Here is a 19,468-nt window from a genome sequence, read left to right as displayed (position 1 = left end):
GGGAACACCGCAATGGACGACGTACAGCAACTGGGCGAGATGCTTCGCCACTACGCAGAAAGCGAAGCGCACAAGAAGCAAGTGTTCGAGTCGCAGTCAGCCGTGTGGGCGACGCGTATCGGTGAACTGTTCGATCAGATCCAGCAATGGCTGGAACCGGTCAAGGCACCGAATCTGCTGGAGGTGAGCCGCGAGCCGTACGTCGCGTTCGGGCCGAGCGTTCCGGTCGAGACATCGACGTTCAAGACCGAGAAGTTGTCCATCCTGATTGCCGGCAAACCGGTGGAGTTCGTGCCGGATGTGATGGGTGTGGGTGGCCAGATTTCCCTGGCGGTGATGGGTTTTACGGCTGCGCGTTATGGCAGCGTTTCGCTGGTATGCCTGCCACCGTCCACTGATTGGCAGTGGCGCAAGACCAATGGTTTGAAAGACCCGGATGTCTTTGCGTTCGATGCGAACTTCCTCGCTCAGCAACTGCAAAGCCTGATCCCCCGCGAACGCAGCTGAGCTGACAGATTCACCTGTAGGAGCAAAGCTTGCTCGCGATGACGTCACAACAGTCGATATTTATATTCGCTGTCAGACCGCTATCGCGAGCAAGCATTGCTCCTACAGAGTTCATTGCGTGTCAAAATCAGGCGTCAAACTTCCAGGTTGCCCCAATCCGGATTCGCTTCTTCCGGTGCAACTGCCTTCACGGTTTTCCCCGTCGCCAGTTCCACCCGCCGCGCCACCTCCGGATCATCGGCAAACGGAATCAAACTCGCCTCATCAAGACTCTGCGCAGTCTGATGCCTCAGGCAATACTCCACCGCCAGCCAAAGACCCACGACACCCAACACATTCAGCGCGATCTCGATCATCAGGCTATCTGCGCCTCAAGCTCTGCCATTCTCACGTCCGATACCCGCACCGTCCGCCAGACGTTGTAAGCCATCACCAGCATGCCGGTGAGGAACAAAACGCCGCCGGCAAAGCGCACCACGAACCCCGGATGGCTGGCCTGCAAGGCTTCGACGAAAGAATAGGTCAGCGTGCCGTCGTCGTTGATCGCCCGCCACATCAGGCCCTGGGTGATGCCGTTGACCCACATCGAGGCGATGTACAGCACCGTGCCGATGGTCGCCAGCCAGAAGTGCAGGTTGATCAGCGGCGTGCTGTGCATCTGCGCACGGCCGAAGACTTTCGGCACCATGTGATAGGTCGCGCCAAAGGTGATCATCGCTACCCAGCCCAGAGCCCCGGCATGCACGTGGCCGATGGTCCAGTCGGTGTAGTGGGAGAGGGCGTTGACCGTCTTGATCGCCATCATCGGCCCTTCGAAGGTCGACATGCCGTAGAACGCCAATGACAGTACGAGGAAGCGCAGGATCGGGTCGGTGCGCAACTTATGCCAGGCGCCCGAGAGCGTCATCATGCCGTTGATCATCCCGCCCCAGCTCGGCGCCAGCAGGATCAGCGACATGGCCATGCCCAGCGACTGCGCCCAGTCCGGCAGGGCGGTGTAGTGCAGGTGGTGGGGACCGGCCCAGATGTACAGGGTGATCAGCGCCCAGAAGTGCACGATGGATAAACGGTAGGAGTACACCGGGCGCCCGACTTGCTTGGGCACGAAGTAGTACATCATGCCGAGGAAACCGGTGGTCAGGAAAAAGCCCACGGCGTTGTGCCCGTACCACCACTGCACCATGGCGTCCGTGGCCCCTGAGTACACCGGATAGGACTTGAACCAGCCCACCGGGATCGACAGATGGTTGACCACGTGCAGCATGGCGATGACGACGATGAACGCACCGAAGAACCAGTTGCCGACGTAAATGTGTTTGGTCTTGCGCTGCACCACGGTGGTGAAAAATACGATGGCGTAGGCCACCCAGACCACGGTCATCCACACGGCGCCGGAGAATTCGATCTCGGCGTATTCCTTGGTGGTGGTGTAGCCCAGTGGCAGGCTGATCAGCATCACCACGATCACCGACTGCCAGCCCCAGAAGGTGAACGCGGCGAGTTTGTCCGAGAACAGCCGCACCTGGCAGGTACGCTGCACCGCGTAATAGCTGGCGGCAAATTGCGCGCTTCCGGCGAAGCCGAAAATCACCAGGCTGGTGTGCAGCGGACGCAAGCGGCCGAAACTGGTCCACGGCAGGTCGAGGTTCATCTGCGGCCACACCAGCTGCGAGGCGATCCACACGCCCATCGCCATCCCCACGACGCCCCAGAAAACCGTCGCCACCACGAATTGCCGCACCACCTTGTAGTTATAGGCCTGTCCGATCGTTGTTGTGCTCATGCTCAATGCTTCCACGGTTGCAATGCCGCGCACTGTAAAAACACCGCTGAAAACAAAACAGGCTCAGGAAAAGTTCATTTGTGCGGATCAGATAGGGGGCATGCCTGCGGCGATCCGCCGCGTTCTGATATGGTTTTTTAGCTATCAAGTGAATCTGTAACGTACTGCGCCGAACGCTCATAGTCGTTATCTCGAAACGAGCCGCAGAGCCCGACTCCTGGCGCAATCCCTGTAGGAGCGAGCCTGCTCGCGATGGACGTCAACGAAAACGCGACTTTCCTGGATGAACGCGTCGCCTGGGACTCCATCGCGAGCAGAGCTCGCTCCTACAGGGTTCTGTGCCTAATCCTGATGAGGTAGCCAGATGTATCAGTACGACGACTATGACCGGGCGCTGGTGTTTGAGCGGGTTGCGCAGTTTCGCGATCAGGTAGAGCGCTTCATGGCCGGTGAGCTGAGTGAGGAAGAGTTCCTGCCGTTGCGCCTGCAGAACGGCCTGTACATGCAAAAACACGCCTATATGCTGCGGGTGGCGATTCCCTACGGCACACTCAGTGCCCGGCAGATGCGCACACTGGCGAGCATCGCCCGAGACTACGATCGCGGTTACGGCCACTTCACCACCCGGCAGAACATGCAGTTCAACTGGATCGAACTGGCCGAGGTGCCAGACATCCTCGAACGCCTGGCCGAGGTGGAAATGCATGCGATCCAGACCTCCGGCAACTGCGTGCGCAATATCACCACCGAAGCCTTCGCCGGGGTCGCCGCCGATGAAATGATCGACCCGCGTCCGCTGGCGGAGATTCTGCGGCAGTGGTCGACCATCAACCCGGAGTTCCTGTTCCTGCCGCGCAAGTTCAAGATCGCCATCTGCTCGGCCGAGCAGGACCGCGCGGCGATCATGATGCATGACATCGGCCTCTATCTTTACCCCGGCAGCGACGGGCAAATGTTGTTGCGGGTGATGGTCGGCGGTGGGTTGGGACGCACGCCGATCCTCGGTTTGCAGATCCGCGAAGGCTTGCCGTGGCAGCACCTGCTCTCCTACGTCGAGGCGGTGTTGCGCGTGTACAACCGTCATGGCCGGCGGGACAACAAGTACAAGGCGCGGATCAAGATTCTGGTCAAGGCCCTGGGCATCGACGCGTTTGCCCGGGAAGTGGAGGAAGAGTGGCAGTACCTCAAGGACGGCCCGGCGCAACTGACCTTCGATGAGTTCGAGCGCGTGGCCGGTGCCTTCGTTACACCGGGTTATCGTGAACTGGCAGGTACCAGCCTTGATTTCGGCACGCATCTGGCCGACGATCCGGTGTTCGCGCGCTGGGTGATGCGTAACGTGCAGCCGCACAAAGTACCGGGTTACGCCAGTGTGGTGCTATCGACCAAACCCGGCCTCGCCGCGCCGCCGGGCGATGTCACGGACACGCAGATGGAGGCGGTGGCCCAATGGTCCGAACGTTTTGGCTTCGGCGAAATCCGCATCGCCCATGAACAAAACATCGTCCTGCCCGACGTCCCCAAGGCCGACCTGTTCGCGCTGTGGCGCCTGGCCTGCGAACACAACCTGGGCAGCGCCAATGTCGGTTTGCTGACCGACATCATCGCCTGCCCCGGTGGCGACTTCTGTGCGCTGGCCAACGCCAAGTCGATCCCGATTGCCCAGGCTATTCAGGCGCGTTTCGAGGACCTCGACTACCTGTACGACCTGGGTGACATCAGCCTTAACATCTCCGGTTGCATGAACGCCTGCGGTCACCACCACATCGGCAACATCGGCATCCTGGGTGTCGATAAGAACGGCAGCGAGTGGTACCAGATCACCCTCGGTGGCGCCCAGGGCAAGAACAGCGCGCTGGGCAAGGTCATCGGCCCGTCCTTCAGCGCCGTCGAGGTGCCCGGTGTCATCGAGCGCATCATCGAGACGTTCGTGCGGTATCGCGAGAGCGAGGAACTGTTCGTCGACACCCTTGCGAGAATTGGCCTGGAGCCGTTCAAGGAGTCGGTTTATCCAAAAGTGCCGGAGATGTCGGCATGAATAACTTGTTGCGACTGGAGGAGGGCGTGGCACGGATTGTCGCGGATGATCCATGGACCCTGGTCAGGGACGCTGAAACCGAGCTGCCTGCGGGTGAGGTCATTCTGCCGCTGGCACGCTGGCTGGATAACCCGGGACAAAATGGCGTGTGGCTGGGGCCGGACGATGAAGTGGAAACCCTGAAGCCGTGGTTTGCCCAGTTGCCGTTGATTGCCCTGGATTTTCCGAGTTTCCGCGACGGGCGTGCGTACAGTCAGGCGTATCTGCTGCGCACCCGACTGGGCTGGAGTGGTGAGTTGCGTGCAATTGGCGATGTGCTGCGCGATCAGCTCAGCCACATGCGGCAGTGCGGTTTCGACAGCTTCGCCGTGCGTGAAGACAAATCCGCCGAGGACGCGTTGAAGGGGTTGGCGGGGATGAGCGTGTTGTACGGGCGATCGGTGATCGAGCCGCGGCCGTTGTTTCGGCGACGGTGATGTAGCGAATCCTGTGGCGAGGGGATTTAGCGAAACGTCGCACCGCCCCGTTGGGTCGCGAAGCGGCCCTAAAAAAAGGACTGCTGCGCAGTCCAACGGGGATAAATCCCCTCGCCACAAAAATCGCTCCTACAAATCATTTCAACGCCGGATCACCCATGTTCATCTTCTTCCAGCCCTGCAACAGCACTTGGGCCTTGGGTTCCTGCCCGTTATCCAGGTAATACTGGATCAGCGCCAGGCGCGCATTGCGGTTGGTCGGCTGCACCTTCAACAACCGTTCCAGCTCCGCGCACGCCGACTCCACCTTGCCGCTGTCATGCAGCGCCACCGCCAGCACGTAGCCGTATTGCGCGGTCTGCGGTTCCAGTTGTGCGGCTTTGCGCAGGAACGGCATGGCCTGCTCCGATTTGCCCGCCCGCACCAGCGACAAGCCCTGGGTGTGTTGCAACAGGGCGGCGTCCGGGTATTCCTTCAGGCTTTGGGCGAGGATCGCCTGGGCTTCCTCGCTGCGTCCATTGGCTTCCAGCCATTGCACCAGCGTTACCCGTGCCGGGTGGAAATCCGGATCACGCTGGAGCGAGGTACGCAGCAGGCTTTCGACCTCGCCGCTGCGACCGTCGGCCTGATACAGCATCGCCAGATTGAGGTTGGCTTCGGCGCGTTCGGCCAGGCTGTTCTGGACCGCCTCGTATTCGGCGATGGCCTTGTTCCAGCTGTCCTGAGCATTGCCCAGACCGTCGCGCGCCACGCCGAGCAGGTCTCGCGCCACCGCAATGCGTACCGCTTTCACCGGATCGCTCAGCAACGGTGTGAGCAGTGGCGCACGTTCCGGTGGCGGCAGGAACGCGCTGACTGCATGCACCGCGCTTTCACGCACCTGCGGTGCCGGGTGGCTCAAATCCTTGGTGGCGAGCTTCAGCGCCTGTTCACTGGGGTACGCCGGCAACTCGGTGAGCAGGGTCGCCCGTTGAATCGCCGGCAGGTTGCTGCGTTGCAACTGTTCGAACAAGGCTTGCGCCGCGCCGGGCTGACCGTTGCGAATCAGCCACAGGCTTTCGTCGTAACGGGGTGCTTGCTGCGTACCGGCATTGACGGTGTTCCACAGCTTGAACTGCTCGGTGACTTTTTTACCGGCAGCGTCGCCGGCCTTGCCCTGGTGGCAGGTCAGGCAGGCGTCCGGCGTACCGAGTCTTTGCGCGCGCTCCGGATTGGGGATGCTGAAACTGTGGTCATGCCTGAAGTCGTTACCCATGTAGAACTTGCCGGGCATGTGGCACTCCACGCACTGCGAACCCGGCTGGCCCATGGCGTGACGGGTGTGTTCGATGGAATCGTAGTTTTTCGCTTGCAGTCCCTTGCCATCGACGCCTTCCACCGACGTCTTGCCCGCGGTGTTGTGGCATTGCAGGCAGACGCCGTTGCCCGGCGCCTTGAGTTGGGTGCTGTGGGGGTTGTGGCAATTGCTGCAACGCACGCCCTTGTCGAACATCTTGCTCTGGGCGAAGGAGCCGTGTTCGAACACCTCATCCTTGATCTTGCCGTCCAGGGCGTACAACTCGCGGGTGAGGGTGCTCGGCAGGTAATCGTCCATCAGGCGCTTGCCGACCGTGTAACCATCACCCAGCGGCGCGCGGCGGGCGTGGCAGCGGGCGCAGGTTTCGATTTCGACCGTGGCGTTCTTGTCCTTGAGATCGACGGCAAACCCGGCGTGGACGAGATCGGTTTTTTTCGCCGTCCATTCCAGGTGATTGGAGGCCGGGCCATGGCAAGCCTGACAGCCGACGCCGAGGCTGTTCCACTGGCTGTCGAAGCTGTTTTTTGCCGCGTCGAAATTGCGCTTGAAGCCGGTGGTGTGGCACTCGACGCACATGAAGTTGGCGTTCTGGCTCGGTTTGCTCCAGTGCAACGGGTCCTTGAAGGTCACGCCCTGGCCCGGATAGAGATGAAACCAGCGGTGTTTCTCGGTATCCCAGGCCACGCCCAAGGCTTGCAAGCGACCGTCGCCGACGGCTATCAGGTATTGCTGCAAGGGCGCGATGCCGAAGGTGTAGGCGACCTTGAAGTCGGCGTTCTTGCCGTCGATACCGGGGGTATTGATCCAGAATCCGTCGTCCTTGCGCGAGAACCGGGTGGTTTCGTTTTCCGCCTTGAAGCTGACGTTGTTGAAATCGCCGAGCATCGTTTCGGCGTTCGCCTCCTGCATCGCCAATTGGTGATGGGAGCCTTGCCAGTCCTTGACCTGGGCGCTGTGGCAGCCCTGGCATTGCTGCTCGTCGACCATGGTTGCCGGCGCTACGGCCGGCAGTGCGGCCACCGGTTGCGGTTTGGCGGGTTGAGCGACAGGCGTGCTGACCGGTGTATAGGTCACGGGCGTCGGTTTGCTGGCGAACAGAAACCAGCCGATGCCCGCGACAGCCAGGAGCAGGGCGCCGATGGTGACGGGAAACAGATAACGGTTAATCAGGGTCGGTTGCGAATCAGGTTTTGCAGCGACTGCTTTATTTTTATGGTTCGGCATTACGACTTCCGTGGTCCAGGTGCGTGTGCCGTCAGGCGCGCGTTGAGGCTCGATGCAGCTTTGCCGGATGACCGGCGTCTGTCAAATGATGCGGTGAGGCTGATGGCCTCTTCGCTGGCAAGCCAGCTCCCACAGGATCCTGTGTCGTTTACAACATTAACGTACGACACAAAACCCTGTGGGAGCTGGCTTGCCAGCGAAGACGGCCTTACAGGCGCCCAATCACTCCCCGACAAACCACCGGTAATACGGATTCCCCCCATCCCCAGCCATCACCTCGCGAATATCCCGGCCCCAGGCATCGCGATCTCCATCGTAGGCATGCAGGCTCGCCCGATAGAACTGCATCAGGCGTTGCCGGTGCGCGTTCATGCGCTCATTGAAACTCGCGTCGGCATTCACCAGCGGCGGGGCTGTGTGCAGGTCCAGCAGCGCCGGCAGCACCCGGGTGATCTCCTTGGCCCGCACCCACGGTGCGTATTCGATGCGCGGTTGATCGTCGGTCACCGGCGGCGCGTCAGCGGCGAAGCGTTCAAGGCCGGCGCGATCGGTCACCCAGGTTGCGAGCAATGCAGCGGCCGAACCGATGCCCACGTCCTGCAAGGTGCCGCGTACGCTGTCCTGCTGGAAACGTTGGCTGATTTTCGTTGCATCCAGCTCGATCGGTTCCAGCGAGCCCACCAGCAGCATCTCGTGGAATTCGCTGGTCCACAGGGTGGCGTAGGGAAAGACATCGAGGAAACTGCGCACCAGTGAGCGCGAGTCGTCGATGTTCTGCGTCGGCAACGGCAGCCACTGGGCGACCAGGCCCTGTTTCTGCAAGCGGCTGGCGGCCAGTTGGTAGAAGTCCCGGGAATACAGGTTGACCACACCGGCCGCCGAGGGCGGTGGTGGTTCGAGGGTGATCAGGTCGTAGCGTTGCGGATTGCGCAGCAGTTCCTGGCGACCGTCGCGCAGGCGCAGATCGACACTCGGGTCGGCGGCGGCATTGAAGTTGCCCTTGAACAACGGTGCCGCCTTGACCACCGACGGCAGCAGTTCAGCGACGACGCGGTGTTCCAACCCTGGATAGCGCGTCAGGGCACCGGCGGTGATGCCGGTGCCAAACCCGATCACCAGCGCCGAGCGCGGCTCGGCGTTGTGGATCAGCAGCGGCAACAGCGCCTGAATGCGCATGTAGCGCAGGGATGGCATGGCATCGCCGGTGTTCGAAACGCCCTGAATGTATAAACGCTGGAAGGCCTTTTGCCCTTTGCCCTGGCTGACCACGGCGACTGTGCCACCGCGTCCTTCTTCGTAAAAGGCCAGGGTGGCGTTGCGCGCGCCGGGCAGCAGGCTGGCCAGTTTGTTCACCGGGGTCAGCAGCGCCAAGGCTACCGACAGCAGGCCGACGGCGATCACGCCCTGACGCCGGCCTTTCTTGACCCCATGCCCCTTGCGCACCGCGAAGTAGCCAATCCCGGCAGCGATGATCGCCAGCAGTCCCAGCGTGCGCACCAGTCCCAGCAGCGGGATCAGTACAAACCCGCAGAGCATCACGCCGATGATCCCGCCCAGGGTATTGAACGCCACCACCTCACCGACATGACGCCCTACATGCTCGCGGCCGACGCTCAAGCGCAGGGCCACCGGGAACGCTGCGCCCAGCAGCACGGTCGGCACGAACACAATGCTCACGGCCGCCACCGCAAAGCGTGCGCTCATGCCGGCCAGCTCATTGGCACCCAGCGACAGCACCCAGGCTTCGACCACGCTTTGCGCGATAACCAGCCAGCGTCCGAGCATGGCGATTTCCAGCAGCGCAATCAGCCCGGCACCGGCAATCAATAACCCGAACACGCCCCAGGGATCGCGCAGGCGATCGACCCGACGGGCGAGCAGGGCGCTGCCAAGAAACAACCCGGTGAGGTACGTCGCCAACACCACGGCGAAGGCATAGGTGCGGGTGCTCATGAACTGCACGATCGACTGCGACCACACCACTTCGTAACCCAGGGCCACGCCACCGGCAATCGAATACAGCCACAGCGCCAGGCGATCCGGCGCCTTGTCGGCGTGGTGCCTGACCGGTGCGTTGCCGGGCAGCGGACGCTGGCGCTGGAACCACAAGGCACCGGCGGCGGCCAGAAGGTTGAGCATTGCCGCGGCCAAGGCACTGCCGCGTACGCCCAGTGTGGCAATCAGCACGAACGCGGCGAGCAGGGTGCCAGCGATGGCGCCGGCGGTGTTTGCGGCATAGAGATGGCCGCCAGCCTTGCCCAGCTTGAGTGGATCGCTGGCCAGCGAGCGCACCAGCACCGGCAGGGTGCCGCCCATCAGGAGTGCCGGCAGGCCGACCAGGGCGAACGGCAATATCCAGGCCAGTAGCCCGATCTGTTGTTCAAGCCAGGCAAACGGCTGAGCCGCCAGGCTCATGGCAAAGGTCGCGCCGACACCGAGCGCCGCCACCAGCACTTCCAGCCCGGCATACAACAGGACCGGTTGCTGCAAACGGTCGGCCCAGCGCCCGAAGAGCAAGCCGCCCAAGGCCAGGCCGGCAAAAAATGCGCTGATCCCGGTGGTGATGGCGTACACCTCGACGCCCACCACCAGTGACAGCTGCTTGATCCACAGCACCTGATACACCAGCGCCGCGGCGCCGGAAACGAACAGCAGCAGGGCGGGGATCAACAGCGCCGGGGAGGTGACGTGAGGGGCGGGTATGGCCGACGACTTGCTGGCGACACGTGAGGACATGGGTTTATTGCCTTGTGCAAAATTCAAATTCAACACAGAACCTTGTAGGAGCTGGCTTGCCAGCGAAAGCGGTACATCAGACAACCTATTTATTGACTGGGGTTCGCCTTCGCTGGCAAGCCAGCTCTACAAGGTGTTGTGTTTGCATCCTGGAATAAGGCCGCTCGCCGATGAGGGCGAGCGGCGGTCGAGCGGTCTTACTGTGCAGGTTGTTTTTTCATTTCTTCAGCGATTTTTGCGTCCACCGCCGCACGCACCTGGTCAACACTGAAGCTGGCCGGTTTCTGGCTTGGCGGGTATTGGATAAAGGTCTGGAGGAACACCGCTGCCTTGCCGGTAGCCTGGGCCGCCAGATAGACGTTTTTGGTCTGCCAATCGTAATACTGGTCGGAAACCACGTCGGCGCGTTCATACGGGTCCATCCGCAGGTTGAAGATTTTCGGTACCCGCAGGCACACGAAGGGTTCGCTCCAGACTTTGAAGCCGCCCGGCGCACGCTGTTCGCAGAACACCGCTTTCCAGTTATCGAAGCGCATCGACACCAACACGCCGTCGTCGTTGAAGTAGTAGAACTCCTTGCGTTCGCCTTTAGGCTGCTGGCCGGTCAGGTAGGGCAACTGGTTGTAGCCGTCCAGGTGCACCTTGAAGTTGTTGCCGCCGGAAGTCGGTGCCCAGCCTTTGAGCAGTTTGTCTTTCACATCGGCATCACCCGCCGCCGCGAGCAGGGTCGGGAACCAGTCCAGGCCCGAGAACATCTCGTTGGAGACTTCGCCGGCCTTGATTTTGCCCGGCCAGCGAACAATGGCCGGCACCCGGTAGGCGCCTTCCCAGTTGGAGTTTTTCTCGTTACGGAACGGTGTGGTCGCCGCATCCGGCCAGGAGAACTGGTTCGGGCCGTTGTCAGTGGTGTAGACGACGATGGTGTTGTCGGCGATTTTCAGGTCATCGAGGGTTTTCAGCAGTTTGCCGACGTCACCGTCATGTTCCAGCATGCCGTCGGCATACTCGTTGCCGGGCATGCCGCTCTGGCCCTTCATCGAGTCGCGTACGTGGGTGAACAAGTGCATGCGGGTGGTGTTCATCCAGACGAAGAACGGTTTATCCGCCTTGGCCTGTTTCTCGATGAACGCCTGCGCAGCGGCAGTGGTTTCGTCGTCGATGGTTTCCATGCGCTTGGTGGTCAACGCACCGGTGTCTTCGATCTTGCCGTCGGCGAAGCTGTGGATTACGCCTCGCGGGGCATACGACTTGAGGAACGCAGGGTCATCCTTGGGCCAGTAAGGGCGCTCGGGTTCCTCTTCGGCGTTGAGGTGGTACAGGTTGCCGAAGAATTCGTCGAAACCGTGGTTGGTCGGCAGGTATTCGTCGCGGTCGCCGAGGTGGTTCTTGCCGAACTGACCGGTGGCATACCCTTGTGATTTGAGCGCCTGGGCAATGGTGATATCGCGTTTTTGCAGGCCCACGGTAGCGCCCGGTGCACCGACTTTCGACAGACCCGTGCGTAACGGCGTCTGACCGGTGATGAACGAAGAGCGTCCGGCGGTGCAGCTGTTCTCCGCGTAGTAATCGGTGAACATCATGCCTTCCTTGGCGATGCGGTCGATGTTCGGCGTCTTGTAGCCGACCACGCCCATGGAATAGGCACTGATGTTGGTCTGGCCGATGTCGTCGCCGAAGATAACGAGGATGTTGGGTTTATCGGCGGCCCCGGCAGTGGCCGAGATCGCCATCACCGAAGTCGCCGCCAGGGCCAGCTTCGGTAACCATTTGCGTATGCGCGTCATCTGACTTGCTCCTTTTGCTTTGCGTCGCTCGGTGCGACAACCGTTCAATGCGATCCTGCGTTATGTTTTTTATTGCACTTGCCCGGTAGCGGCGGCATCGAAGGGGTAGATCCGGCGCCATTCGGCGGCCATGTCCACGACGGTCCAGCCACGTGAGTTTGCTTCGTCCAGGGCCTTGTCCAGGCGACCGATCTTCGATTGGCGGTCGTACGCCCATTCGCGTTTGGCGTCGGTGTGATGCACCAGGCCCATGAAGCGTTTGCCCGGCCCGGCTGCAGTCCACTGCAGCATTTGCAGGTCGCCGTCGGAGTTGCCGAAAGCCAGGATCGGCCGACGGCCGATCACGGCGTCGATGCTTTCCGGTTTGCCTGGCCCATCGTCGTTGTGGGCCAGCTTCGGTGTGCGCAGGATCGACGCCTTGCCGTCCTGGTACGAAAAGGCCGTGACGAATGTCGTGCCGATGACCTGTTCCGGTGGGATGCCGTAGACCTTTTCGGCAAAGGCACGCATGAACCCGGTGTCGCCACCGGAGACGATGTAGGTCTTGAAGTCCTGCCTGCGCAGGTAGTCGAGCATCTCCAGCATCGGCTGGAAGATCATTTCGGTGTAGGGCCTGCCGGTTTTTGGATGACGGGCCTGGCTCAGCCAGGTCTTGGCGTAGTCGTCGAAGGCTTCGGTGGTCATGCCGGTGTGGGTGGCACCGAAGATCTTCATGATGCCGTCCATACCGGTGGCGGCCAGCGCCTCATGATCGTTCTCCAGCACGGCCTTGAACGGCTGCGTGGCTTTCCATTCCGGGTGCTGCGCTTCGTTACGCTTGACCTCATCCAGGGCAAACAGCAATTCGAAGTACATCGGCTGCTCGCTCCACAGTGTGCCGTCGTTGTCGAACACGGCGATACGGTCCTCGGGTTTGACGAAATCCTTGCCGCTCTGATCGGTCACGGCCTGGACGAATTCGATGATGTTCTTTTTCGCCGGGCCGTCGTTCCACGAGGGCAGTGGCTCGGCTGCCTGGACCAGCAATGGCAGGCTCAAGGCCAGGCTCAGCAGGAATTTGAAGCCGTGATGCTGGCGGATCGATATCGAACTCGTCATGGAAAGTCCTTCTCGTAAACGGGGTTCAGTGGTCGCAGTGCGGCAGCGACTGATTCTTTGTTGTGTTCGGTCCGACTCTGTAGCGTAGTCAAGGATTGCCTCAATTGGAGCAACGCTTGATCTTTGATCGGCTCGCGGCCGTAACAGGCGCGTAACAGTGCCTGCAGGCGCGGGCCGAAAGCGGTCAATTTCAGGCCTTTGCGACGGCGGCGCGTCCACAGGTAAAGGGCACTCAACTGCGGCGGCTTGCCGTCGAGCTGTGGCGGGATCTGTCGCCAGGCGTAGTCGGCGGATTCAAGCCAGGCAGCGTGACGGGCGCGGCGCCGGGCCTGCCAGGCGAGGTAGGCGCGATGAATGAACGGGCGCGTAAACCACACCAGTAGCGCCACGCCCACCAGCAGCGCGAGCAGGCCAAAGGCCAATGCCGAGAAGTGCAGGTGGTTTTGCCGGCCGAGTTTTTTCAGGTCTTCGGTGATCGAAAACACCGGCCGATAGGCGTCATTGGCCACCGCGTCAAAGTCCACGGCGGGGACTTCAGCGGTCCGGGATTGTTGGCGGCTGGCGTCCCACCATTTCAATGCGATGGGGGGCAGGCTGTGATGGCCTTCGCGGTCGATCCGGTAGGTCACGCTGTCGATGCGCTGGCCGCCGGTGAAGTGGCCGCGACCATCGTCCAGGGTGCTGACTTGCGGGTTTTTCGGGTAGCGACTGAGGCCGTCGACGTCGCCCAGCATCGGTGTCGGCAACGACATGGCCAGGGCGCCGTCGGCTTGCAGGGTCAATTGCCGGGTCAGGCTGTCACCGACGTGCAATGGCGTGGCCGGTTGGATGATGCCCTGGGTGAAACGCAGCCCCTGTGCGACCAGTACCGGCTCACCGGGGTTGAACCCCGGCGGTTGTGTCGCGACAAAGTGCAGCGGCGGGCTCTGCGCGCTGAGCTCGGTACTCGCCTGGCCGGGCGCGGCGCGCACGGTCAGGGCGGGGATGTCGAAACCCTGGGCCACATTGGGTGTGATCCGGTAGGTGTAGCGCATGCCGTTGAAGGATTTGTTGTCGAGCGTCTGGTTCAGGTGTTCGGCATGGCCGTCCGGTGGCATGACCAGCGCGCCCGGCAGTTTCAGGTCGGGCAGGGTGGGGGCATCGGTGAACCAGCTGTCGGTGAGGACATCGAGTTGCAGTTCGACCAGGCTGCCGACCATGGGTGGGGTGGTGAGGTGCAGGGTTGCCTGGACGCGCAGTTCGGGTTCGGCGGCGAGGGTGCAGGTGGAGATCAGGCAAAGGAGCAAGGTGCCGAGTCTGGCGGTGATTGGGCTCACGCCATCGCTGGCAAGCCAGCTCCCACAGTATTTTGTGAGCAACGCAGAACCTGTGGGAGCTGGCTTGCCAGCGATGGCCACGACGCGGTCTTTCAGGAAGATCATGGGTTGGCCCCCACCTGATCCTGCAAGCTGAATTTCTGCTTCAGGAACTTCGCCGGCGAGGTGCTGAGGTTCTGCAACCACTGTTCATCCGAGGCCGCCTGTTGGGTCTGCACCGGTTTGCTCTGGCCCTTGCCCGGTGCCTTGTCCATTTTGATTTCGTCTGGTTTGACCTTGGGAGCGTTCTGTTCGGCGCTTTCGGTGTCTTTTTGCAAAGCGATGGCCAGGGCCAGGTTGGCGGTGGCTTCGGGGAATTGCGGCTGCAACTTCAACGCCTGGGTGTAGGCGGCGATGGCTTCGTCGAACTTGAAGCGCCGCACGTAGATGTTGCCCAGATAGAAATACGCCTGGGGCGTTTGCAGGCGCGCGAAGCTGGCCAGTGCCAGATCGAAATCGGCGGCGTTGTAGGCGGCAATGCCTTTCCAGTAAGGGTCGACGAAATGCGCGGCGGCCTGAGGGAAGTGCTCATGTTCGAAGGCCCAGCGCCCTTGCTGGTCGGGGGTGAAAAAGGCATCGGTCAACGGGTTGGCGTGTGCGGGTGCCGGTTGCAGGCCAAGGCCCAATGCCAGGAACCATCCGGCCATCCAGTTCAGGCTCCAACCCTTGCGGACACTGAAAAAGGCGATCAGCAACAATGGCCAGCACAACCAGTAGCCGGCGTCCTTCCAGTGGAGTTCGCGCTGTTCGTCGCTGGCGCTCTGAAAATGCGCCTGGGCGTGCAACTCGACCCACTCCAGATCGTCGTTGTCGAGCGTCAGGCTGCCCAGCGGTGCGTCCAGCGCGGAGGCCAGATTCTTGAGCGCGGTCTGATCGAATCTGCCCAGCGCCGGGCGACCGTTGCTATCGGTGCGCGGCTGACCATTGGTGTCGTGGATGATCGCACCGTCCTCGTTGCCGACGGCGAGGATCAGCACTTGAAGGGCGCTGTCGTCCAGTTGTTTATCGAGGCCGTCCAGTGCCGAAGTGTCGGCACCGTCGGTCATCAGCAGAAGAGTACCTGGGGATTTTTCGGCGGCCAGCAGGCGTTTGGCCTGATCGATGACCGCGCCGACATTTTTCCCCGGTTTGCCGATCAGGTCGGTGCTCAGGGCCTGGATAAAGGTGTCGAGCAATGCCGGATCGTCGGTGGCCGGAAGTACCAGGTGTGCGCTGCCGGCGTAGGCGATCAGGGCGGTGCGCGCGCCGGCGCGACGCTGGATCAGGTCATGCAGCTTGTGCTTGGCTGCTTCCAGGCGCGTCGGTTGCACATCGGTGGCGTCCATGGACGGCGACAGGTCAATGGCGATGATTAGCGGCGCACGGTTTTCCAGAAAGTCCGGTCGATCCTGCTCCCAGGTCAGTCCCGCGGCGGCCAGCGCGCCCAGTACCAGCAATGTGCAGACCAGGTGCACCGGGCGCAGCCAGTGCCGGTCCCGTGGGGTCATCAGCAAGTGCGGCAGCAAGTGCCCGGCTATATTGCTGCGCAGGCGGCGTTGCAGGTCGCGGCTGCGGCGCCAGAGCAGTGGCAGTAACACCGCGAAGGGCAGCAGCAACAGCCACAGCGGGCGCAGGAAGTGGAAGTCGCCGGGATTGATGTCCATCTCAGGCCTCCTGCCGCTGACGGGCCATGGACAGGCGCGGACGCAGCAAGGCACCCAGGTGATAGAGCGCGAGCAGCGCAATCGCCGCCCCCAGCGGCCACCAGAACAGATCCTTTTTCGGTTGATGGCTGAGGGTTTTCACCTGATGAGGGGTGAGTGTGTCGAGGGTGCTATAGACCTGATCCAGCGCGGTGCGGTCTTCGGCGCGGAAGAACTTGCCACCGGTCACCTCGGCGATTTGTTGCAGGCTCGTCAGGTTGACCTTGGCTTCACCGGCGGCATTGGGATCGCCAATGCCGATGGTGTGAATCACCACGCCCTTGGCGGCCGCCATGGCCGCTGCATGATCCGGGGTGATGGCGCTGCTGGTGTCATTGCCATCGGTGAGCAGGATCAGGACCTTTTCCTGTTCACGGGCCTGCTCCAGCAGTTTGAGGCTCAAGCCGATGGCATCGCCGATGGCGGTGTTGGGACCGGCCATGCCGATACCGGTATCGTCCAGCAACAGTGACAGGCTGGCGTGATCGAGGGTCAGCGGCGCCTGCGGATACGCGCCACTGCCGAACACGATCAAGCCGAGGCGGTCCTCTTTGCGTTTGTCGATAAAGCCGTGTACCACGGCCTTCACGGCGGCCAGACGATTGATTTTCCGGCCATTGGTGTCGGTGAAATCGGTGGTTTCCATGGACTGGGACAGGTCGATGGCCAGCATTAGGTCGCGCACCGGTTGTTGGCGCTCGATGGGCTTTTCCAGGTACACCGGCCGGGCCGCTGCCAGCAGCAACAGCACCCAGACCAGCAGGTTCAGCAGCAACTGCCAACGGTTGTTGCGTGCGCCCGCCTGACTCGGCGCCTGGCCGACCGCGCGGCTCATGGCCGCAAAAAACGGCACCCGCACCGCGCTGCGTGCCTCGCGGTAGTCAGGCAGGTAGCGATAGCCGAACCACGGCAACGGCAGCAGCAGTAACAACCAGGGGTAATCAAGCTGCCACATGATGGTGCTCTATCCAGTGTTTGCAGGTGTCGAACAGGTGTTGGCGTTGTTTGGCCGGCAGGGCGCGGAGGGTGGCGTCCGGGGCGTAGGCCAGTTGGGCGAGTTGTAGGCTGAAATCGGTGGGTAAGGGTTGCTTGCAGTGTTGCTGCAGGAAGGTCTGCCAATCCTCTTTCCCGAGCGCAGCAGGACCCTGTGGGAGCAAGGCTTGCCCGCGATGAACGATAACGCGGTTTACTTGAAGGACCGCACCGTCTGCATCGCGGGCAAGCCTTGCTCCCACAGGTACGGGGTTGGGCATGGAGAGGGCGGTGCGCTTTAGCAGCTCTGGAAGCTCGCGCAATGCATTCAGGTCATCACTGCGCTGCTTCAACTGTGCCAGGCGCACCAGCGCCGCACGCCGATATCGATCACGGCGCCATTGCCAATATCGCCGGGCGGCGATAATCACCACGGTCATCATCAGCAAACCGAGCAACACCCACCAACCCCAGGTCTGCGGCGCATAACTGACCGGTGCGGGCAGTGCGATTTCCTTGAGTTGCTCGATGCCCGGAATGTTGGGATTCATCGCCGCGCCCCAGCCATCTTGCCCAATTCGGCACGCAACTGTTCGTGCGCCTCGGTGGCGGTGCTGAACATCATCAGCGGCACCTGGCTGCGTCGCAGTAGCGTGGCAACGTCCTTGAGCCGACCACTTAGAAAGTCGCCCAACGGCTGGTGAACTTGCCGACGCTCCACCGCCAGTTCCACCTGCAATTGGCCTTGGGTGATCAACAAGCGACCATTTTTCGGCAGGTTCAGCGCCAACGGGTCGTAGACCTGCATGGCGATCACATCGTTGTGCGCCGCCAACTGCCGCATCAACTGCAAGGTGCGCTCACCGGCACCGGCAAAGTCGCTGACGATACAGATCAAATGATCGTGTCCCGCCAGGGCCAGGCAGTGCTGCAACACTTTGTCGAGCTGGTCCTGGCCTTCGGCATCCGGGTTGCTGGCGTCCAATGCCTGGTTCTGCTGGACGATGCGGCTGCACAGCGCTTCGATGCGCTTGCGGCTGCGCAGCGGCGCGATGCTGTCGATGCGCCGGTCGTTGAACACCAGCCCGCCGACCCGATCCCCGGCGTTGAACACCATCCACGCCGCCAGGGCACCCAGTTCGGCGGCGACGGCGGATTTGAAGCTGCGTTGCGAGCCGAAGAACATGCTCATGCGCTGGTCGACCACAATCAATGCCGGGCGGTCGCGCTCTTCGGTGAAGGTACGCACCACCGGTTTGCCGGTGCGCAGCGACGCGCGCCAATCGAGGTGACGCAAATCGTCGCCGGGTTGATAGCGGCGCAACTCATCGAAGTTCAAGCCACGGCCACGCAGGCGCGAGGCATGGTTGCCGGCGAGGATGCTGCCCTGGGGCTGACGCGCGACAAAACTCAGGTCATGGGCCTTGAACGCCAGGGCCATTAATTGCGCCAGTGAGACATAGACCAGACCGTCCGCACTCTTCATAACCATCAGGCGGGAATCGCGACTTTATCGAGCAAACGGTCGAGCACCTGATCGGCGCTCACGCCGTCGGCCACCGCGTCGTAGCTCAGTTGCAGGCGATGGCGCAGCACCGGGTGCACCACGGCGCGCACGTTGTCCGGCGAAACGAAATCCTGGCCCTGCAACCACGCATCGGCCCGGGCGCAGCGGTCCAGGCCGATACCGCCGCGCGGGCTGGCGCCGATGGCAATCCAGCGAGCGAGGTCGGCGTCGTAATCGGCCGGGTGCCGCGTGGCATTGATCAGATCGATCAGGTAGCGGTCGATGGCCGTCGACACGTGCACCACGCTGACTTCCCGGCGCGCGGCGAAAATCACGTCCTGGACCAGTGCAAAGCCCTGTACCGCAGCAGCCTTGGCACCCAGGGCCTGCTCCTCTTCACGCAACAGTCGCAGAACCTGGCTTTCGTTTTCGGCGCTTGGGTAATCGAGCAGCACTTTCATCAGGAAACGGTCCATTTGCGCTTCCGGCAACGGGTAGGTGCCTTCCTGTTCAATGGGGTTCTGGGTGGCGACCACGATGAACAGCTCCGGCAATGCATGGCTGTTGCCGGCCACGGTGATCTGGCGTTCTTCCATGGCTTCGAGCAACGCCGCCTGGACCTTGGCCGGGGCGCGGTTGATTTCATCGGCCAGGATCAGGTTGCCGAACAAGGGGCCTGGCTGGAACCGGATCTCGTGTTTGCCGTCGACCTGATGCAGCACTTCGGCGCCGGTGATGTCGGACGGCAACAAATCAGGGGTGAACTGGATGCGGCTCATCTTCGCGTCCAGATGTTTGGCGAGCGCCTTCACGGTGCGGGTCTTGGCCAGCCCCGGCAGGCTCTCCAGCAGCAAGTGCCCGTTGGCCAGCAGGCCGAGGAGGATTTGCCGAATCACCTGGTCCTGGCCGAGCACGGTTTCGGCGATGCTGGCTTGCAGGGCGTTGAGGTCATTGAGTGCGGTCATGCTGTCTCCAGGTAAACGCCAACGTCGGGGCGGCGCTGAAACCG

The 19,468-nt window shown here is 62.0% G+C and carries 16 protein-coding genes; 4 read left to right on the top strand and 12 right to left on the bottom strand.

The window, feature by feature from the left end:
• The first annotated feature begins 12 nt into the window (after positions 1-12).
• A complete protein-coding gene (locus tag GPL81_RS10370; RefSeq protein ID WP_160106660.1) occupies positions 13-507 on the top strand; it encodes a hypothetical protein in 495 nt (164 codons plus the stop codon).
• Positions 508-641: 134 nt separating this feature from the next.
• Here the strand turns inward: GPL81_RS10370 and GPL81_RS10365 are convergent, their stop codons facing one another.
• Together GPL81_RS10365 and ccoN are read right to left on the bottom strand one after the other, a co-directional pair.
• Positions 642-863 (bottom strand): cbb3-type cytochrome c oxidase subunit 3, encoded by a 222-nt coding sequence (locus GPL81_RS10365; protein ID WP_160106659.1) that lies wholly within the window; start codon positions 861-863, stop codon positions 642-644.
• Positions 863-2,290, bottom strand: coding sequence for a cytochrome-c oxidase, cbb3-type subunit I (gene ccoN / locus GPL81_RS10360; protein WP_160106658.1), 1,428 nt, complete (start codon positions 2,288-2,290; stop codon positions 863-865). The genes GPL81_RS10365 and ccoN overlap by 1 nt, the downstream gene beginning before the upstream one ends.
• Between ccoN and GPL81_RS10355 the strand changes: the two genes are divergently transcribed.
• The 3 genes from GPL81_RS10355 to GPL81_RS10345 all read left to right on the top strand — a co-directional run bounded on the left by GPL81_RS10355 (position 2,289) and on the right by GPL81_RS10345 (position 4,804).
• The gene (locus GPL81_RS10355) at positions 2,289-2,450 is read left to right on the top strand and encodes a hypothetical protein (RefSeq protein ID WP_160106657.1); all 162 of its coding nucleotides are present in this window, start codon (positions 2,289-2,291) and stop codon (positions 2,448-2,450) included. The two genes, ccoN and GPL81_RS10355, sit on opposite strands and share 2 nt — an antisense overlap.
• A 204-nt stretch (positions 2,451-2,654) precedes the next feature.
• The gene (locus tag GPL81_RS10350; RefSeq protein ID WP_160106656.1) at positions 2,655-4,328 is read left to right on the top strand and encodes a nitrite/sulfite reductase; all 1,674 of its coding nucleotides are present in this window, start codon (positions 2,655-2,657) and stop codon (positions 4,326-4,328) included.
• A complete protein-coding gene (locus GPL81_RS10345) occupies positions 4,325-4,804 on the top strand; it encodes a DUF934 domain-containing protein (protein WP_160106655.1) in 480 nt (159 codons plus the stop codon). Before GPL81_RS10350 ends, GPL81_RS10345 begins: the two co-directional genes overlap by 4 nt.
• 136 nt (positions 4,805-4,940) lie before the next feature.
• On the opposite strand, the gene GPL81_RS10340 is transcribed toward GPL81_RS10345, so the two are convergent.
• From GPL81_RS10340 to GPL81_RS10295, 10 genes are all read right to left on the bottom strand, one after another.
• Positions 4,941-7,325, bottom strand: a complete 2,385-nt coding sequence (locus GPL81_RS10340) for a tetratricopeptide repeat protein (RefSeq protein WP_160106654.1) — start codon at positions 7,323-7,325, stop codon at positions 4,941-4,943.
• Between the two features lie 222 nt (positions 7,326-7,547).
• Positions 7,548-10,061 carry a fused MFS/spermidine synthase gene (locus GPL81_RS10335; RefSeq protein WP_160106653.1) on the bottom strand — a complete coding sequence of 838 codons (2,514 nt, stop codon included), beginning with the start codon at positions 10,059-10,061 and terminating at the stop codon, positions 7,548-7,550.
• 197 nt (positions 10,062-10,258) lie between these two features.
• Positions 10,259-11,845, bottom strand: a complete 1,587-nt coding sequence (locus GPL81_RS10330) for an arylsulfatase (RefSeq protein WP_160106652.1) — start codon at positions 11,843-11,845, stop codon at positions 10,259-10,261.
• Between the two features lie 69 nt (positions 11,846-11,914).
• Positions 11,915-12,943 carry an HAD family hydrolase gene (locus tag GPL81_RS10325; protein ID WP_160106651.1) on the bottom strand — a complete coding sequence of 343 codons (1,029 nt, stop codon included), beginning with the start codon at positions 12,941-12,943 and terminating at the stop codon, positions 11,915-11,917.
• On the bottom strand, positions 12,940-14,364 hold the full coding sequence (locus GPL81_RS10320; RefSeq protein ID WP_160106650.1) for a BatD family protein: 1,425 nt from the start codon (positions 14,362-14,364) through the stop codon (positions 12,940-12,942). Before GPL81_RS10320 ends, GPL81_RS10325 begins: the two co-directional genes overlap by 4 nt.
• Entirely contained in the window at positions 14,361-15,941 is a 1,581-nt protein-coding gene (locus GPL81_RS10315) for a VWA domain-containing protein (protein ID WP_160106649.1), read from the bottom strand. Before GPL81_RS10315 ends, GPL81_RS10320 begins: the two co-directional genes overlap by 4 nt.
• Position 15,942: 1 nt before the next feature.
• On the bottom strand, positions 15,943-16,935 hold the full coding sequence (locus GPL81_RS10310; RefSeq protein WP_160106648.1) for a vWA domain-containing protein: 993 nt from the start codon (positions 16,933-16,935) through the stop codon (positions 15,943-15,945).
• Entirely contained in the window at positions 16,922-17,503 is a 582-nt protein-coding gene (locus tag GPL81_RS10305; protein WP_160106647.1) for a DUF4381 domain-containing protein, read from the bottom strand. Before GPL81_RS10305 ends, GPL81_RS10310 begins: the two co-directional genes overlap by 14 nt.
• A complete protein-coding gene (locus tag GPL81_RS10300; RefSeq protein WP_160106646.1) occupies positions 17,500-18,444 on the bottom strand; it encodes a DUF58 domain-containing protein in 945 nt (314 codons plus the stop codon). Before GPL81_RS10300 ends, GPL81_RS10305 begins: the two co-directional genes overlap by 4 nt.
• A complete protein-coding gene (locus tag GPL81_RS10295) occupies positions 18,444-19,424 on the bottom strand; it encodes an AAA family ATPase (protein WP_160106645.1) in 981 nt (326 codons plus the stop codon). The genes GPL81_RS10300 and GPL81_RS10295 overlap by 1 nt, the downstream gene beginning before the upstream one ends.
• Between the last annotated feature and the right edge of the window lie 44 nt (positions 19,425-19,468).

Source organism: Pseudomonas izuensis, assembly GCF_009861505.1.
GTDB classification, from domain to species: domain Bacteria; phylum Pseudomonadota; class Gammaproteobacteria; order Pseudomonadales; family Pseudomonadaceae; genus Aquipseudomonas; species Aquipseudomonas izuensis.
This window is presented reverse-complemented; position numbering and strand designations above follow the sequence as displayed.

What these genes read in the sequence shown, in the direction of transcription:
- GPL81_RS10335 (WP_160106653.1), bottom strand. Translation starts at nt 10,061, where the DNA reads ATGTCCTCACGTGTCGCCAGCAAGTCGTCGGCCATACCCGCCCCTCAC.
- GPL81_RS10340 (WP_160106654.1), bottom strand. Translation starts at nt 7,325, where the DNA reads ATGCCGAACCATAAAAATAAAGCAGTCGCTGCAAAACCTGATTCGCAA.
- GPL81_RS10315 (WP_160106649.1), bottom strand. Translation starts at nt 15,941, where the DNA reads ATGGACATCAATCCCGGCGACTTCCACTTCCTGCGCCCGCTGTGGCTG.
- GPL81_RS10365 (WP_160106659.1), bottom strand. Translation starts at nt 863, where the DNA reads ATGATCGAGATCGCGCTGAATGTGTTGGGTGTCGTGGGTCTTTGGCTG.
- GPL81_RS10310 (WP_160106648.1), bottom strand. Translation starts at nt 16,935, where the DNA reads ATGTGGCAGCTTGATTACCCCTGGTTGTTACTGCTGCTGCCGTTGCCG.
- GPL81_RS10295 (WP_160106645.1), bottom strand. Translation starts at nt 19,424, where the DNA reads ATGACCGCACTCAATGACCTCAACGCCCTGCAAGCCAGCATCGCCGAA.
- GPL81_RS10300 (WP_160106646.1), bottom strand. Translation starts at nt 18,444, where the DNA reads ATGGTTATGAAGAGTGCGGACGGTCTGGTCTATGTCTCACTGGCGCAA.
- GPL81_RS10350 (WP_160106656.1), top strand. Translation starts at nt 2,655, where the DNA reads ATGTATCAGTACGACGACTATGACCGGGCGCTGGTGTTTGAGCGGGTT.
- ccoN (WP_160106658.1), bottom strand. Translation starts at nt 2,290, where the DNA reads ATGAGCACAACAACGATCGGACAGGCCTATAACTACAAGGTGGTGCGG.
- GPL81_RS10325 (WP_160106651.1), bottom strand. Translation starts at nt 12,943, where the DNA reads ATGACGAGTTCGATATCGATCCGCCAGCATCACGGCTTCAAATTCCTG.
- GPL81_RS10345 (WP_160106655.1), top strand. Translation starts at nt 4,325, where the DNA reads ATGAATAACTTGTTGCGACTGGAGGAGGGCGTGGCACGGATTGTCGCG.
- GPL81_RS10330 (WP_160106652.1), bottom strand. Translation starts at nt 11,845, where the DNA reads ATGACGCGCATACGCAAATGGTTACCGAAGCTGGCCCTGGCGGCGACT.
- GPL81_RS10370 (WP_160106660.1), top strand. Translation starts at nt 13, where the DNA reads ATGGACGACGTACAGCAACTGGGCGAGATGCTTCGCCACTACGCAGAA.
- GPL81_RS10320 (WP_160106650.1), bottom strand. Translation starts at nt 14,364, where the DNA reads ATGATCTTCCTGAAAGACCGCGTCGTGGCCATCGCTGGCAAGCCAGCT.
- GPL81_RS10355 (WP_160106657.1), top strand. Translation starts at nt 2,289, where the DNA reads ATGCTCAATGCTTCCACGGTTGCAATGCCGCGCACTGTAAAAACACCG.
- GPL81_RS10305 (WP_160106647.1), bottom strand. Translation starts at nt 17,503, where the DNA reads ATGAATCCCAACATTCCGGGCATCGAGCAACTCAAGGAAATCGCACTG.